We start from the raw sequence: 16528 nt of genomic DNA on the forward strand, positions 1-16528 counted from the left end.
GCATCCTCCGCGCCGTCAGGCGTTCATCGAATCGAAGAATTCGCTGTTGGTCTTGGTCTGCTTCAGCTTCGAGATCAGGAATTCGATCGCATCGGTGGTGCCCATCGGGTTCAGGATGCGCCGCAGCAGATAGGTCTTTTGCAGATCCTTGGCATCGACCAGCAGCTCTTCCTTGCGGGTGCCGGATTTCAGGATATCCATGGCCGGGAACACGCGCTTGTCGGCCACCTTGCGGTCCAGCACGATCTCGCTGTTGCCGGTGCCCTTGAATTCCTCGAAGATCACCTCGTCCATGCGCGAGCCGGTGTCGATCAGGGCCGTGGCGATGATGGTCAGCGAGCCGCCTTCCTCGATGTTGCGCGCCGCGCCGAAGAACCGCTTCGGCCGCTGCAAGGCATTCGCATCGACGCCGCCGGTCAGAACCTTGCCCGAGCTAGGCACGACGGTGTTGAAGGCCCTACCAAGTCTTGTGATCGAGTCCAAAAGGATCACAACATCTCGTTTATGTTCGACCAGGCGCTTGGCTTTTTCGATCACCATTTCCGAAACGGCGACATGGCGGCTGGCCGGTTCGTCGAAGGTCGAGGAAATCACCTCGCCCTTGACGGAACGCTGCATGTCCGTCACCTCTTCCGGCCGCTCGTCGATCAGCAGCACGATCAGGTAGCATTCGGGATGGTTCTTCTCGATCGAATGGGCGATGTTTTGCAGCAGCACCGTCTTGCCGGTACGCGGCGGCGCCACGATCAGCGAACGCTGGCCCTTGCCGATCGGCGCCACCAGGTCGATGATCCGGGCGGAGCGGTCCTTGATGGTCGGATCCTCGATCTCCATCTTCAGCCGCTCATTCGGGTAAAGCGGCGTCAGGTTGTCGAAAGCGACCTTGTGGCGGGCCTTCTCGGGGTTCTCGAAGTTGATCTTCTCGACCTTGGTCAGGGCGAAATAGCGCTCGTTCTCGCCGGGCGCGCGGATCACGCCCTCGACCGTGTCGCCGGTGCGCAGGCTGTGCTGGCGGATCATGTCGGGGCTGACGTAGATGTCGTCGGGACCGGGCAGGTAGTTCGCCTCGGGCGAGCGCAGGAAGCCGAAGCCGTCCTGGACCACCTCCAGCACGCCGTCGCCGCCGATTTCGAAGCCTTCCTCGGCATGTTCCTTGAGGATCGAGAACATCATCTCGCCCTTGCGCATGGTCGAGGCGTTCTCGATCTCCCATTCCTCGGCCATGGCGAGCAGGTCGGCCGGGCTCTTGGCCTTGAGATCGGACAGGTTGAGGCGTTCTTCGGTCATGTCTAGCCTATGGGCACGCGCTGTCCGACGCATGATCGGCCCGCGCAGAAACTGTGTCAGGAAAAATCCGCCGGACGGCGGATGCGGGTCACATAGGCATTATCGGCGCGCGAGTCAATTCTTCTAGAATTTCACGATCACCGACAGCACGATGACGACCATCAGCAGCGTCGGCACCTCGTTCATCATCCGGTAGCGCCGGCCGCCCAGCCCCTGGCCCAGTAGCAGCGCCTTGCGCTGGCCGGCCAGCCACATGTGAAACCAGGTCATCCCCAGCACGCCGGCCGCCTTGGTCCAGGGCCAGATCATCGTCCAGTCCACGATGCCCGGCGTCAGCACCAGCGCCAGGCCCGCGATCCAGGTCACGATCATCGCCGGATTCATGATCATCCGCAGCAGCTTGTCCTCCATGATCTGGAAGGACTGCACCGGTTCTTGCCCGATATGGCCACGCTCGGCGTGATAGACGAACAGCCGCGGCAGATAGAACAGCCCTGCCATCCAGGAAAGCACCGCCATGACATGCAGGGCTTTGATCCAGGGGTAAGCAAGGGGCAGGAAATCGTTCATGGCACACCTCCGGCGCCATCTCTCTATTAAAAATAAAGGAAGATAAAGAAAGGATGATGTTGTGGTTGGGGCTGTGGATGACTGGAAATCTTCGCTCCGCGCCGACATTCCCCAACTCACGCCGCTTGGGGAAAAAAATATCATTAACGATTTGTTAACGAAAAAACCAAATATAAACAGCGTGATAGGAAAAAACCGACTGTGGATAAGTTTGTGAAAATTTTTCTTTTCCACAGCTTGTGGGTGGTTTCCCCCCGGTTATCGACATGTGGAGAAGCCGCATCCGTTCCCGCTCTGTCCCGCGGGGTCATCCACGGGCGGAAAAAGGCCGCGCGATTTCCACAGATTCGACCCTCCGAGTCGCCGCGGCTTATCCCCAGGCTTATGCCCATGCCTTGCGCGCATCGCGGTCCTGCCCCCGTCCCGCGCCGCTTTGGGCCGGACAGGAGGTCACGCAAAGCCGCCCGAGGTTCGTTTGCGTCATCCGCACGTCGCATTTGGCAAGTTACGGCGGGGAAAACGGGTGCAATGCTTTGCGAAGGATGCCCCTTTGTGACGGAATCAAGCCATGCTGAACACAGCTGAAATCCTGGACCAGCTCGCCAACCGGCGGAAGAACTTCTCGCTCAGCCGCGATCTCTACTGCGACGAGGGCGCCTATCACGCCGACCTGGAGAATCTGTGGTATCGCGAATGGCTCTTTGCCATTCCGACCTGCGACATCCCCAAGACCGGCAACCACGCCACCCTGCAGATCGGCGAATATCCGGTGGTGATCGTGCGCGGCGCCGACGGGCAGATCCGCGCCTTCCACAACGTCTGCCGCCACCGCGGCCAGCGGCTGTGCCCCAAGCAGAACGGCACCTCGCCCAAGCTGGTCTGCCCCTATCACCAATGGACCTATGACCTCGACGGCAGGCTTCTGTTCGCCCGCGACATGGGCCCCGACTTCGATCCGTCGCAATTCAGCCTCAAGCCGGTGCATTGCCGGGTCGAGGGTGGCATGGTCTTCATCTGCCTGGCCGACAACCCGCCGGATTTCGAACGGCTGGGCGGCTTCCTGCGCGACTATGTCGGCGCCAGCGACCTGTCGAACGCCAAGGTCGCCTTCACCTCGACCATCGTCGAGAAGGGCAACTGGAAGCTGGTGATCGAGAACAACCGCGAGTGCTACCATTGCGGCGGCAGCCACCCCTCGCTGTGCCGGACCTATTCCGACAACCCGCTGATGACGGTGATGGAGGGGCCGAACGCCGCCTCGCCCGAGATCCTGTCGCATTGGGACCGCTGCGACAAGGCCGGCCTGCCCGCGCGCTTCGTGAACGATCCGGGGATGCAATGGCGCTTTGCCCGCGTGCCGCTGCTGAACAATGCCGAAAGCTTCACCATGTCCACCAAGGCGGCGGTGAACCGGCGCATGGGCATGATCCCGTGGAACGACGCCGGCAGCCTGATGTTCTATCACTTCCCGTCGAGCTGGAACCACTTCCTGCCCGATCATGCCATCGTCTTCCGCCTGCTGCCGATCTCTCCGACCGAGACCGAGGTGACGTCGAAATGGCTGGTCCACAAGGACGCGGTCGAGGGCGTGGACTACGACCTGCAAAAGCTGACCGAAGTGTGGCTGGCGACCAATGACGAGGACCGCCGCGTGGTCGAGGAGAACCAGAAGGGCATCCTGTCCCCGGCCTACGAGCCCGGCCCCTATTCCCCCAGCCAGGAGGAGGGCGTGATCCATTTCGTCGACTGGTATGTGCGGCAGATGATGGACCGCCTGTCCCCGCGTCCGGCGATGGCGGCCGAATAATGGCGGTCCTGGTCAAGGCATTCGGCGACCGCCCGTGGAAGGACGACGAGCCGCTGGAATGCGCGATGGTGGTGCCCGAGACCTCGGACACCGCCACCTTCACCTTCCGCGCGCCCTCGGGTTCCTGGTTCGACTACCAGCCCGGCCAGTTCGTCACGCTGGATCTGCCGGTGCCGGGCGGCAACGTGCAGCGGACCTATACCATCAGTTCCAGCCCGTCGCGGCCGCTGTCCATCTCAGTCACCGTCAAGGCGCAGCCGGGCAGCGTCGGCGGGCGCTGGATGATCGACCACCTGCGGCCGGGAATGAGGCTGAAAGCCTTCGGGCCGGCGGGGATCTTTTCCTTCGTCCAGCACGAGGCGCCGAAATACCTGTTCATCTCGGCCGGCTCGGGCATCACGCCGATGATGTCGATGACGACCTGGGCCTGGGATTCCGGCGAGATGCCGGACATCGTCTTCGTCCATGCCGCCCGCGCGCCCGCCGACATCATCTTCCGCCAGCGGCTGGAAGGCATGGCCGACCGGGTGCCCGGCTTGCAGCTGCGCTTCACCGTCGAGGAGGCCGATCCGTTCCGCACCTGGCACGGCTATCGCGGCCGGCTGAACCAGATCATGCTGGGCCTGATGGCGCCGGACTACCTGGAGCGCGAGGTGTTCTGCTGCGGCCCCGAGCCCTTCATGCAGGCGGTGCGCGACATGCTGATCGCGCTGGGCTTCGACATGGAGCGCTATCACCAGGAAAGCTTCGGCGCGCCGATCCGCAACGAGGCCGAGGCCCCGGTGCTGGACGACGTGGTCCCGGACGAGGAAAGCGCCGCCCAGATCACCTTCGAAAGCTCGGGCGTGGTGGCGAAATGCGCCGAGACCGACACCGTGCTGGCGGTGGCCAAGGCCAACGGGCTGAACATCCCCTCGGGCTGCACCTTCGGCCTGTGTGGCACCTGCAAGATCAGAAAGACCGCGGGCGAGGTGCATATGGTCCATAACGGCGGCATCACCGACGAGGACATCGAGGAGGGCTATATCCTGGCCTGCTGCTCGCATCCGATCGGTGCGGTCTCGGTCGAGGTCTGAACTTTCGTTATGCAAGCATAAACATAACGAAATAACAAGAGCTTGGGGGCGCGGCCATGGCCGCGCCTTTTTCGTGCCAAGCTTGACAGAACTACCATACCGCGCGATCCTGACCCCGTACCTATCTCTTCGACAGGCAAAAGGAGGGCACGATGAATATCGACCTCTCGCGGCGCGGTTTCCTGAAACTGGCGGGTGCGGGTGTCGCGGCGACATCGCTGGGGGCCATGGGCTTCGGCGGGGCGGAGGCGGCGGAACAGGCGCATGTGCGTGCCTTCAAGCTGGCCTCGACGACCGAGACGCGCAACACCTGTCCCTATTGCTCGGTCGCCTGCGGCGTCATCATCTATTCCGACGGCGACCTGAAGGCCGGCGAAGAGGCCAGGGTCGTCCATATCGAGGGCGATGCCGACCATCCGACCAACCGCGGCACGCTTTGCCCGAAGGGCGCGGCGCTGAAGGATTTCGTCAATGCCGAGACGCGGCTGACCACGCCGCGCATCCGCCGCCCCGGCGCCGCCAGCTTCGAGGAGATTTCCTGGGAAGAGGCGCTGGACAAGATCGCCCGCGCGCTCAAGGACGACCGCGACGCCAACATGGTGCTGGCCAACGACGACGGGGTGCCCGTCAACCGCTGGACGACCACCGGCTATCTGGCGGCCTCGGCCACCACCAATGAAACCGCATGGCTGACCTACAAGACGGTCCGCGCCATGGGGATCGTCGGATTCGACAACCAGGCGCGCGTCTGACACGGCCCCACGGTGTCCAGTTTGGGCCCGACATTTGGCCGTGGAGCGATGACCAACTCCTGGACCGACATCAAGAACACCGACCTCGTGGTCGTCATGGGCGGCAATGCCGCCGAAGCCCATCCCTGCGGCTTCAAATGGGTGACGGAGGCCAAGGCCAATCGTGGCGCCAGGCTGATCGTGGTGGACCCGCGCTTTACCCGCACGGCCTCGGTGGCGGATTACTATGCGCCGATCCGTCCCGGCTCGGACATCGCCTTCCTGATGGGCCTGATCAACTGGATGATCCAGAACGACAAGGTGCAATGGGACTATGTGAAGGCCTTCACCAACGCCGCCTTCATCGTGAAGGACGAGTTCGGCTGGAGCGACGGGCTGTTCACCGGCTATGACCCGGAAAAGCGCGACTATGACAAGTCGAGCTGGGATTATGTCATCGGCGAGGACGGCTTTGCCCAGGTGGACATGACGCTAGAGCATCCGCGCTGCGTCTGGAACCTGCTCCGGGAACATGTCTCGCGCTATACGCCCGAACTGGTCGAGCAGGTCTGCGGCACGCCCAGCGACCGCTTCCTGAAGATCGCCGAGATGATCGGCGAATGCTCGGCCCCCGACAAGACCATGACCTCGATGTATGCGCTGGGCTGGACCCAGCACGCCAAGGGCTCGCAAAACATCCGCGGCATGGCGATGTTGCAGCTGATCCTGGGCAATATCGGCGTCCGGGGCGGCGGGATGAACGCGCTGCGCGGTCATTCCAACATCCAGGGGCTGACCGACATCGGGCTGATGTCGAACCTGATCCCCGGCTACCTGAACATCCCGACCGAGAAGGAGCCGGACTGGCAGACCTACATGTCCAGCCGCAGCTTTACCCCGCTGCGGCCGGGGCAGACCAGCTATTGGCAGAACTATCCCAAGTTCATGGTCAGCTTCATGAAGGCCATGTGGGGCGACGCGGCCAAGGCCGAGAACGACTGGGCCTATCACTACCTGCCCAAGCTGGATGTGCCGACCTATGACATCCTGCGCATGTTCGAGCTGATGGATGCCGGCCAGGTCAACATCTATTTCTGCCAGGGCTTCAACCCGCTGCTGTCCTTCCCGAACCGGGCCAAGCTGACCTCGGCGCTGAGCAAGCTGAAGCTCTTGGTGGTCATGGACCCGCTGGCGACCGAAACCGCGCATTTCTGGGAAAACCACGGCGAACACAACGACGTGGACACCGCCTCGATCCAGACCGAGGTGCTGGAACTGCCCTCGTCCTGCTTTGCCGAGGACGACGGCGCGCTGGTCAACTCGGGCCGCTGGCTGCAATGGCACTGGTCGGCGGCGACCCCGCCCGGCCAGGCCAGGCACGACACCTGGATCATGGCGCAGATCTTCCTGCGGGTGAAAAAGCTCTACCAGGACGAAGGCGGGGTGTTCCCCGACCCGATCCTGAACCTGACCTGGGACTATGCCGACCCCGACGAGCCGACGCCCGAGGAACTGGCCAAGGAGCTGAACGGCCGCGCGCTGGAGGATGTGCGCGACCCCGCCGACCCGGCCAAGGTGCTGACCGCCAAGGGCAAGCAGCTGCTGAACTTCAGCCAGTATCGCGACGATGGCACCACCATGGGCGCCTGCTGGATCTATTCCGGCTGCTGGAACGAGGACGGCAACAACATGGCCCGCCGGGACAATGCCGACCCCGACGAGACCGGCGCCTATCCGAACTGGACCTTTTCCTGGCCGCTGAACCGGCGGATCCTCTACAACCGGGCCTCGGCGGATCTGCAGGGCCAGCCCTGGGATCCCTCGCGCAAGCTGCTGGAATGGGACGGCGAGAAATGGACCGGCTATGACGTGCCCGACATCGCCCCCACGGCGAAGCCCGGCGATGTCGGCCCCTTCATCATGAACCAGGAAGGTGTTTCGCGCCTGTTCAGCCGGGGCATGATGCGCGACGGGCCGTTCCCGACGCATATGGAGCCCTTCGAATCGCCCCTTGCCAACGTGTTCAACCCGCAGATGCGCGGCAATCCGGTGGCGCGGGTCTTTGTCGGCGACGCCGAGCAATTCGCCACCAGCGAAGAGTTCCCGATCGCCGCGACCTCGTATCGCCTGACCGAGCATTTCCACTACTGGACCAAGCACAACCGCATCAATGCCGCGCTTCAGCCCGAGTTCTTCGTCGAGATCAGCGAGGAACTGGCGGCCGAGAAAGGCATCCGGCGCGGCGGCTGGGTCCGGGTCTGGTCCAAGCGCGGCGAGGTCAAGGCCAAGGCGCTGGTGACGGGGCGGCTAAAGCCGATGCAATGCGGCGACAAGCTGGTGCATGTCATCGGCATCCCGCTGCACTGGGGCTTCATGGGCGCGGCGCGCAAGGGCTTCGGCCCGAACAGCCTGACGCCATTCGTCGGCGACGCCAATGTGGAAACGCCTGAATTCAAGGCGTTCCTGGTCAATATCGAACCCGCGACAGGGGAGGCGGTGTCATGACGACCGATCCGAACCTCGACAGCCCGCGCACCGCGGTCTCGAACCCGCCGGTGCAACCGATGCAGGCCAACCTGGGGCCGGGCGACGTCGTCCGCGCCTCGGCCACGCCCGACCTGCCGCCGCCGACGCGCGAATTGACGCCGGTGGCCAAGCTGATCGACGTGTCGAAATGCATCGGCTGCAAGGCGTGCCAGTCGGCCTGCGCCGAATGGAACGACACCTATCCCGAGATCGAGCAGAACGTCGGCCTCTACGAGAACCCGCACGACCTGACGCCCGACATGTTCACCCTGATGCGGTTTTCGGAATACGAGAACCCGCAGACCGGCGATTTCGAATGGCTGATCCGCAAGGACGGCTGCATGCATTGCGCCGATCCGGGCTGCCTGAAGGCCTGCCCCGCCCCCGGCGCCATCGTGCAATATTCGAACGGCATCGTGGATTTCATCCACGAGAACTGCATCGGCTGCGGCTATTGCGTGACCGGCTGTCCTTTCAACATCCCGCGCATCAGCCAGAAAACCCATGTCAGCTACAAATGCACGCTCTGCTCGGACCGGGTGGCGGTGGGCCAGGGGCCGGCCTGCGCCAAGGCCTGCCCGACCCAGGCCATCGTCTTCGGCACCAAGGAGGACATGCTGGCCCATGCCGAGGCGCGGGTCGACGACCTGAAGTCGCGCGGCTACGACAATGCCGGCATCTACGACCCGCAGGGGGTGGGCGGCACGCATGTCTTCTATGTGCTGCACCATGCCGACCAGCCCTCGCTTTACTCCGACCTGCCGGAAGAGCCGCGCATCTCTCCGGTGGTCGAGGGCTGGAAGGGCGTGACCAAGACGCTGGGCCTGGCCGCGATCGGCGCCGCGGCCATCGGCTCGGTCCTGCACGGGCTGATGACGCGCGCCAACAAGGTCTCGACCGAGGATGAAACCCATGCCGAGCAACTGGTCGAGGGGCGTGAACCCCCGGTTCCGCCGGGAAGGGAGGTGCTGTGATGGCCAAGCGCATGTTCTCCGAAGCGGGCGACCATATCGAAAGCCGCCGCCCGGTGACGGTCAGCCGCTATCGTGGCATCACCCGGCTGAACCATTGGGTGACGGCCGCCAGCCTGATCGCGCTGCTGCTGTCCGGCCTGGCGCTGTTCCACCCCTCGCTCTACTTCCTGACCGGGCTGTTCGGCGGCGGGCAGATGACGCGCTGGCTGCATCCCTTCGTGGGCGTGCTGCTGTTCTTCAGCTTCCTTCTGCTGTTCCTGCAGATGTGGCGGCTGAACCTGCCCCGCCCCGAGGACCGCACCTGGGTCAGCCATATCGGCGAGGTCGTCCGCGGCGAAGAGGAAAAGCTGCCCGAGCTTGGCAAATACAATGCCGGGCAGAAATTCGTCTTCTGGGCCATGTCGGTGCTGATCGTGGTGCTGATCGTCTCGGGCGTGATGATCTGGCAGGAATATTTCCCGCATCTGGTCTCGATCGCGGTGCGGCGCTGGGCGGTGCTGGTGCATGCGGTGGCGGCGGTCGCGATCATCCTGACCTTCATCCTGCATGTCTATGCGGCGATCTGGACCCGCGGCACCATCCGGGCCATGACCCGCGGCACCGTGACCGGCGGCTGGGCCTGGCGGCACCATCGCAAATGGCTGCGCGAAGTGGCTGGACGCGAGGGCGGCGGCCCGGCAGAGTAGGCGCAAGCGACCCGAAAGGAAGCCATGTCCACCGCCCTGAAACCCGATCCCGCGATGATCGGCGGCGTCGCCAAGGTTCCCCTGGCGCGCCTGCCCGATCCCGCGGCGCTGTTCTTGACCCGCGCCGAGCGGTTCGATTTCCTGGCCGGCCACAGCCCGAACCTTGCGCCCTACCTGCGCTTCCTGGCCGGGCTTTGCCGGGCGCAGGCCGATCTGGCGCGCAAATTGCCGCCGCCCCCGCCGCTGCCGCCCGAGCGGATCGAACTGGCCCGCGCCAGCCGCATGCCGCCGCTGGACCGCAACGCCATGCGCGAGGGGCTGGCGCAGGCGCTGCCCTTGCTGCTTGGGCGGCTGGCGGCGCTGGACATGCCCGAGCCTGCGCGGCTGGCGCTGGCGGCCTTGCAGGTGGCCGAGCCCGCGGATCGCGACTGGGTCATGGACAATGTGCTGGCCGACACCATCCCCGAGGACAGCGTGGCCCCGCATCTGTTCGCCACCGCCGCCCTGCAGGTCCATGCCGCGATGCAGGCGGCGGCGCTGGACGCCGAGAAGCTGGTGCCGATCCGCACCGGCATCTGCCCTGCCTGCGGCGGCCGCCCCGCGACGAGCCTGGTGACCGAAAGCATCGGCGCCGAGGGCGCGCGCTATTGTTCCTGCGCCACCTGCCAGACCCTGTGGAACGAGGTGCGGGTAAAATGCCTCTGCTGCGGCTCGACCAAGGGCATCAGCTACCGCTCGGTCGAAACCGGCGAGGCCACGGTCAAGGCCGAGGTCTGCCGCGAATGCGACCATTGGGTCAAGATCCTGTATCAGAACCGCAACCCCTCGCTGGAGCCCATCGCCGACGACGTGGCCAGCCTTGGCCTCGACCTGATGATGCGGGACACCGAATGGAAGCGGGGCGGCTTCAACCCCTTCCTCGCCGGTTATTGACGGCGGTGCGGCGCGGGCGATGATCGTCGGCACGGCAGGGCATATCGACCATGGCAAAAGCGCGCTGGTCCGGGCGCTGACCGGCATCGAGACCGACCGGCTGGCCGAGGAAAAGGCCCGCGGCATCACCATCGAGCTGGGTTTCGCCTATGCCGACCTGGGCGGCGGCGCTGTCACCGGCTTCGTCGACGTGCCGGGGCACGAGAAATTCGTCCACACCATGCTGGCCGGGGCCGGCGGCATCGACCTGGCCCTGCTGGTCGTCGCCGCCGATGATGGCATCATGCCGCAGACGCGCGAGCATCTGGCGATCCTCGACCTGCTGGGCATCAGCCGCGGCATGGTCGCGCTGACCAAGTCCGATCTTGCGCCCCCTGCCCGCATTGCCGCCCTGAGTGCCCAGATCGCGGAACTGCTGGCCCCGACCAGGCTGGCCGGGGCGCCGGTCTTTCCGGTCTCGTCCCTGACCGGGGCGGGCATCGACGCCCTGCGCGCCGCGCTGGTGCAGGCCGAGGCGCAGACCGCCGCCCGCGCTGCCGCGGCACGCTTTCGCATGGCCATCGACCGCAGCTTTACCCTGGCCGGGACGGGCACCGTCGTCACCGGCACGGTGCTGTCGGGCCGGGTCGCGCCGGGTGACCAGATCGTCCTCAGCCCCACGGGACTGCCGGCCCGCGTGCGCGCCGTCCACGCCCAGAACCGCAAGGCCGAGGCTGGCCTCGCGGGCCAGCGCTGTGCCCTGAACCTGGCCGGCGAAGGCGTGACGCGCGATGCGATCCATCGCGGCGACGTGGCGCTGGACCCGGCGCTGCACGCGCCGACCCAGCGCATCGACGTCAGCCTGCGCGTTCTGGGGACCGAGCCCAAGCCGCTGGCCACCTGGTTTCCCGCCCGCCTGCATCTGGGCGCGGCGGAAACCGGCGCCCGCATCGTGCCGCTGCAAGGGCCGCTGGCACCGGGCGAGGAGGGGCTGGCGCAGCTCGTCCTTGACCGTTCCCTGGCCGCGACGCTGGGCGAACGCTTCATCCTGCGCGACGTCTCGGCCCGGCGCACCATCGGCGGCGGGAGGCTGATCGACCTGCGCGCCCCCGCCCGCCACCGCGCCCGGCCCGAGCGCCTGGCGGTGCTGCGCGCCATGGCCCTGCCCGACCCGGCCGATGCGCTGGCCGCGCTGGCAGGCGCGGCGCTGATCGACCTGGACGGCTTTGCCCGCGACCGCGCGCTGGCCCCGGCCCAGCTTGACCGCGCCATCGCCGCCTCGGGCATCGCCATCGTCCCCGGCACGCGGCAGGCGCTTGGCCCCGACCGGCTGGCGGCGCTGCGCCGGCAGATGCAGGCGGAACTGGCCGCCTTTCACGCCGAGAATGCCGATCTCCAGGGGCTCGGGCGGGAAAAGCTGCGGCTCATGCTGGACCCGCGCCTGCCCAAGCCCGATTTCGCCGCCTTCCTGCGCGCCGAGGCGGCGGCGGGCCGCATCGCGCTGGACGGCGCCTTCATCCGCCTGCCTGGCCACCTGCCCCGCCTTGCGCCCGAGGACGAGGCGCTGCTGGAGCGCATCCTGCCGCAGCTTGCCGGCGAGGACCGCTTTCGCCCGCCCCGCGTGCGCGACTTTGCCCATGCGTTCGGTGCCGAGGAACCCGAGGTCCGCCGCATCCTGCGCATGGCCGCGCGCCAGGGCCGCATCGACCAGATCGCGCAGGACCATTTCTTTGCCCGCGCCACCACGGTCGAGATGGTCGGCATCATCCGCGACCTCGCCGCCGCCAGCGCCGACGGCTGGTTCTCGGCCCCGGCCTTTCGCGACCGGGTGCGGAACGGGCGCAAGGTGGCGATCCAGATCCTTGACTTCTTCGACCGTCTCGGTCTGACCTTGCGTCGGGGCGATCTTCGTCGCATCAACCCGCACCGGGTCGACCTGTTCACGCCGGACGGGTCGGACGAGCGGGAATAGGGAAGAGAAGCGTCCCCGGTGGGGCGGCCGGACTTCAAATCCGGTTGGGGCAGTGAGCCTGTCTCGGGTGGGTTCGACTCCCACTCTCTTCCGCCAGATGCGACGAAAGGACGGCAATGGACAGCACGGTGCTTGGCAGCAGCAAGGTTCGGGTCAGCGCGGTCTGCCTGGGCACGATGACCTTCGGCAACCAGACGGGCGCGGCCCAGGCCCATGCCCAGATGGACCGGGCGCTGGCCGCCGGCATCACCTTCCTCGACACGGCCGAGCTTTACCCGGTGAACCCGGTGCGGCGCGAGACCGTGGGCCGGACCGAGGAAATCGTCGGCGACTGGCTGTCCGCGCGCGGCGGCCGCGACCGGGTGCAGATCGCCACCAAGGCCGCCGGCCCCGGCGACAAGGTGCGGGCCGAGGGCTTCGACGGCGCCATCCTGCGCCGCACCATCGACGCCTCGCTCCGGCGGCTCAGGACCGATTACATCGACCTTTACCAGCTGCACTGGCCGGTGCGCGGCAGCTATGCCTTTCGCCAGAACTGGCGCTACGACCCCTCGAAACAGGACCGCGCCGCGACGCTGGCGCATATGCAGGACGTGCTGGGCGCCCTGGACGAGGCGGTGCGCGCCGGCAAGGTCCGTGCCATCGGCCTGTCGAACGAATCGGCCTGGGGCACGGCGCGCTGGATCGACACGGCCGAGCGCATGGGCGCGCCGCGCATGGCCAGCATCCAGAACGAATATTCGCTGCTCTATCGCGCCTTCGACACCGACCTGGCAGAGCTGGCGGTGAACGAAGGGGTGACGCTGCTGGCCTATTCGCCGCTGGCGGCGGGGCTGCTGACCGGGAAATACCAAGGCGGGGCCGAGCCCGCTGGCAGCCGCGCGGCCACCGATCGCGCCAGCGGGGGACCGGGCGACCTGGGCGGGCGGCGCACTGCCCGCGCCGATGCCGCCGTCGCCGCCTGGCACGGGCTGGCGGCCGAACTGGGGCTGGACCCGGTCCACATGGCCATCGCCTTCACCCGCCAGCGCCCGTTCCACGCGATCCCGATCATCGGCGCGACCGATCTTTCGCAGCTCGACCATCTTCTGGCCGGGCTGGACCTGCGGCTGCCGGCAGAGGCGCTCAAGCGCATCGACAAGCTGCACCGCAGCCACCCGCTGCCCTACTGAAGCGCCCCCGCGACGCCACGGCAGGGTTGGCAGCATGGCGCGGCGCGGGCAATCTGCCCGCGTCACCTGCCCCACGAGGATTTCATGCTGCCCCCGATCCTGTCGCACCTGCGCATCCCCGTCGTCGCCTCGCCCATGTTCATCGTCTCGGGGCCCGAACTGGTGATCGCACAATGCAAGGCCGGGATCGTCGGCAGCTTCCCGGCGCTCAACGCCCGCGAAAAGGACGGCGAGCCGGTGCTGCTCGACGCCTGGCTGACCCGCATCGCCGAGGAACTGGACCGCCACAACCAGGCCAATCCCGACAACCCGGCCGCCCCCTTCGCGGTGAACCAGATCGTGCATCGCTCGAACGCGCGGCTGGAACGCGACATCGAGATCTGCCACCGCCACCGGGTGCCGATCTGGATCACCAGCCTCGGCGCCCGCCCCGAAGTGAACGCGGCGGCCCATGACTGCGGCGGCATCGCCCTGCACGACGTCATCAACAACCGCTTTGCCAAGAAGGCGATCGAAAAGGGCGCCGATGGCCTCATCGCGGTCGCGGCGGGCGCCGGCGGCCATGCCGGGCCGCAATCGCCCTTTGCCCTGGTGCAGGAGATTCGCGAATGGTTCGACGGCCCGCTGCTTCTGTCGGGCGCCATCGCCACCGGCCGCGCGGTGCTGGCGGCGCAGGCCATGGGCGCGGACCTGGCCTATGTCGGCAGCCCCTTCATCGCCACCCAGGAAGCCAACGCCCAGCCCGAATACAAGCGCATGATCGTGGATTGCGGGGCCGAGGACGTCGTCACCTCCTCGCTCTTCACCGGGGTGTCGGGGAATTACCTCGCGCCCTCGATCCGCGCCGCCGGGCTCGACCCGGCCAGCCTGGAGCGCGGCGACGTGTCGGACATGAACTTCGCCGAAGCCTCGTCGCGGCCCAAGGCCTGGAGCCAGGTCTGGGGCTCGGGCCAGGGCATCGGCGCGGTGCGCGAAATCCTGCCCGCCGCCCGGCTGATCGACCGCCTGGCCCGCGAACATGCCGAAGCCCGCGCCGCCCTCTGCGCCTGACCCCCGGCTTCTTCGTTCCCCAAATACTCCTGCAACGGCGCGGCGGGGCGCCAAGGCTCGCGCCTTTCACCGTCTGCCAAAAACTCCTCCCCGCCGCGCCACCCGGCGCGGCGGCGGTGCGTCAGGACACCGCCAGCCCCTCGGTCGAGGCGAAGAACATCGCCTGGCTGACGGCCGAGCGCACCTGTTCCTCGGAATAGGGCTTGGAAATCAGGAAGGCCGGCTCGGGCCGGTCGCCGGTCAGCAGCCACTCGGGGAAGGCGGTGATGAAGATCACCGGGATGTCGCCCATGCTGGCAAGCAGCTCGTTCACCGCCTCGATCCCGGACGAGCCGTCGGCCAGCTGGATATCGGCCAGGATCAGGTCCGGGCGGCTTTGATGCGCCAGGTCGACGGCGGCGGCATGGGTGCGGGCGATGCCGGTGACATCGTGGCCCATGGCCTGCACGATGCCCTTCAGGTCCATGGCGATGATGGTCTCGTCCTCGATCACCATGATTTTGCCGGTCAGCGACTGGCCCATCTCGTTCAGGGCGATCTGCACCAGCTCCTCGGCCTCGGGCTGCGGGCATTGCATGATCTGCGCGATCTGGTCGTAGCGCAGTTCCTCGATGGTGCGCAAAAGCAGCGCCTCGCGCGAATTGGGGGTCAGGCCGCGCAGATGCGCCTGGGCGCGGGCCTCGCGCGGGGTCTGCGCCTCCAACTCGACCGGCTGGCCCGAGCTTTGCCAGATGGCGTGGAAGGTGCGGAACAGCCCGATGCGGGTGTCCTCGCCATCCATCAGGCTGCGATCGGTCAGGATCGCCTCCAGCGTGGCGGCGGCGTAATTGTCGCCGGCGGTCTGGCTGCCGGTCAGCGCGCGCGCATAGCGACGCAGATAGGGCAGTTCCCGGCTGATGGACTGGGCAAGATCCGCTGCGGTCATGTCTACCTCGAAAAAAGCGTCGTGTGTCGGAACCTGATCGGATAGGTAACGGTTAGGCAAGGTGCGCACAAGATTACCGGGAATAACTAAAAAATGAATACCAGGCGTGAGGAACGCAGGCGAGCAGCCATAGAAAAGCAGATCGACGAGAATCTGCGCCGCGTCTATGAGCAGGACGCGACGCAGCAGATACCCGACAGGTTCCTGCAACTGCTCGACAAATTGCGCGAGCAGGAGTGAACCGGATGACCGATCGAAAACCGGCGCGGACGACCCGTTCCCAGGACCATGGCGATCCTCGGGACGAACTGGTCGATCACCTGCCGGCGCTGCGCGCATTCGCGCTGTCGCTGACCCGCGAGGGGGCCTCGGCCGACGACCTGGTGCAGGACACCATCGTCAAGGCCTGGACGCATATCGACAAGTTCCAGCCCGGCACCAACCTGCGCGCCTGGCTGTTCACCATCCTGCGCAACACCTTCTATTCCGCCCGCCGCAAGACCAAGCGCGAGGTCAGCGATTCCGACGGTATCCATGCCGCGCGCCAGGCCACCCGCCCCGAACACGACGGCCGCCTTGCGCTGAACGATTTCCGCGCCGCCTTCGAGCAATTGCCCGACGAACAGCGCGAGGCGCTGATCCTGGTGGGCGCCTCGGGCTTTTCCTACGAGGAAGCGGCGGCGATGACCGGCGTGGCCGTCGGCACCGTCAAGTCGCGCGCCAATCGCGGCCGGCGCAAGCTGGCCGAGCTTCTGCATCTGGAAGAGGGCGAGGAGCTGGAGATGACCGACCGGGCCACGCTGGCGGTGATGGCGCAGAACACGCCGATCCTGCGCTGAG

The 16528-nt window shown here is 66.5% G+C and carries 15 protein-coding genes and 1 tRNA gene; 13 read left to right on the forward strand and 3 right to left on the reverse strand.

Translation table 11 applies throughout. The features are described 5' to 3' along the window. Positions 1 to 15: 15 nt before the first annotated feature. Entirely contained in the window at positions 16 to 1287 is a 1272-nt protein-coding gene (gene rho / locus IT40_RS09400) for a transcription termination factor Rho (protein WP_024842822.1), read from the reverse strand. Between the two features lie 123 nt (positions 1288 to 1410). Continuing rightward, the gene (locus tag IT40_RS09405) at positions 1411 to 1857 is read right to left on the reverse strand and encodes a CopD family protein (RefSeq protein WP_036753695.1); all 447 of its coding nucleotides are present in this window, start codon (positions 1855 to 1857) and stop codon (positions 1411 to 1413) included. Positions 1858 to 2425: 568 nt separating this feature from the next. On the opposite strand from IT40_RS09405, the gene IT40_RS09410 reads away from it, so the two are divergent. From IT40_RS09410 to IT40_RS09460, 11 genes are all read left to right on the forward strand, one after another. Further along, on the forward strand, positions 2426 to 3664 hold the full coding sequence (locus IT40_RS09410) for an aromatic ring-hydroxylating oxygenase subunit alpha (protein WP_036753699.1): 1239 nt from the start codon (positions 2426 to 2428) through the stop codon (positions 3662 to 3664). Beyond that, positions 3664 to 4740, forward strand: a complete 1077-nt coding sequence (locus tag IT40_RS09415) for an FAD-binding oxidoreductase (protein ID WP_052095844.1) — start codon at positions 3664 to 3666, stop codon at positions 4738 to 4740. Before IT40_RS09410 ends, IT40_RS09415 begins: the two co-directional genes overlap by 1 nt. Before the next feature lie 152 nt (positions 4741 to 4892). Further along, complete coding sequence (locus IT40_RS31010) at positions 4893 to 5492, forward strand: twin-arginine translocation signal domain-containing protein (RefSeq protein WP_084197005.1); 600 nt, start codon at positions 4893 to 4895, stop codon at positions 5490 to 5492. A 12-nt stretch (positions 5493 to 5504) separates the two neighbouring features. Continuing rightward, positions 5505 to 7976, forward strand: a complete 2472-nt coding sequence (gene fdnG / locus IT40_RS09425; RefSeq protein WP_477646126.1) for a formate dehydrogenase-N subunit alpha — start codon at positions 5505 to 5507, stop codon at positions 7974 to 7976. Continuing rightward, the gene (fdxH, locus tag IT40_RS09430; RefSeq protein WP_036753705.1) at positions 7973 to 8971 is read left to right on the forward strand and encodes a formate dehydrogenase subunit beta; all 999 of its coding nucleotides are present in this window, start codon (positions 7973 to 7975) and stop codon (positions 8969 to 8971) included. Before fdnG ends, fdxH begins: the two co-directional genes overlap by 4 nt. Continuing rightward, positions 8971 to 9657 (forward strand): formate dehydrogenase subunit gamma, encoded by a 687-nt coding sequence (locus tag IT40_RS09435; protein ID WP_036753708.1) that lies wholly within the window; start codon positions 8971 to 8973, stop codon positions 9655 to 9657. Before fdxH ends, IT40_RS09435 begins: the two co-directional genes overlap by 1 nt. A 24-nt stretch (positions 9658 to 9681) precedes the next feature. Beyond that, entirely contained in the window at positions 9682 to 10590 is a 909-nt protein-coding gene (fdhE, locus tag IT40_RS09440; protein ID WP_036753710.1) for a formate dehydrogenase accessory protein FdhE, read from the forward strand. A 19-nt stretch (positions 10591 to 10609) separates the two neighbouring features. After that, on the forward strand, positions 10610 to 12541 hold the full coding sequence (gene selB, locus IT40_RS09445) for a selenocysteine-specific translation elongation factor (RefSeq protein ID WP_036753713.1): 1932 nt from the start codon (positions 10610 to 10612) through the stop codon (positions 12539 to 12541). After that, positions 12542 to 12637, forward strand: a tRNA-Sec gene (locus IT40_RS09450). It abuts the gene before it with no gap. A 20-nt stretch (positions 12638 to 12657) separates the two neighbouring features. After that, positions 12658 to 13713 (forward strand): aldo/keto reductase, encoded by a 1056-nt coding sequence (locus IT40_RS09455; protein WP_036753716.1) that lies wholly within the window; start codon positions 12658 to 12660, stop codon positions 13711 to 13713. Between the two features lie 84 nt (positions 13714 to 13797). Continuing rightward, on the forward strand, positions 13798 to 14763 hold the full coding sequence (locus IT40_RS09460; RefSeq protein WP_036753719.1) for an NAD(P)H-dependent flavin oxidoreductase: 966 nt from the start codon (positions 13798 to 13800) through the stop codon (positions 14761 to 14763). A gap of 121 nt (positions 14764 to 14884) precedes the next feature. Here IT40_RS09460 and IT40_RS09465 read toward each other — a convergent pair whose 3' ends face one another. Continuing rightward, positions 14885 to 15688, reverse strand: coding sequence for a response regulator (locus tag IT40_RS09465; protein WP_036753721.1), 804 nt, complete (start codon positions 15686 to 15688; stop codon positions 14885 to 14887). Between the two features lie 93 nt (positions 15689 to 15781). Between IT40_RS09465 and IT40_RS09470 the strand changes: the two genes are divergently transcribed. Together IT40_RS09470 and IT40_RS09475 are read left to right on the forward strand one after the other, a co-directional pair. Continuing rightward, a complete protein-coding gene (locus IT40_RS09470) occupies positions 15782 to 15928 on the forward strand; it encodes a NepR family anti-sigma factor (RefSeq protein WP_019352327.1) in 147 nt (48 codons plus the stop codon). Between the two features lie 5 nt (positions 15929 to 15933). Next, the gene (locus tag IT40_RS09475) at positions 15934 to 16527 is read left to right on the forward strand and encodes an RNA polymerase sigma factor (protein ID WP_036753724.1); all 594 of its coding nucleotides are present in this window, start codon (positions 15934 to 15936) and stop codon (positions 16525 to 16527) included. Position 16528: the final 1 nt, after the last annotated feature.

Source organism: Paracoccus versutus, from assembly GCF_000763885.1.
Classification (GTDB): domain Bacteria; phylum Pseudomonadota; class Alphaproteobacteria; order Rhodobacterales; family Rhodobacteraceae; genus Paracoccus; species Paracoccus versutus.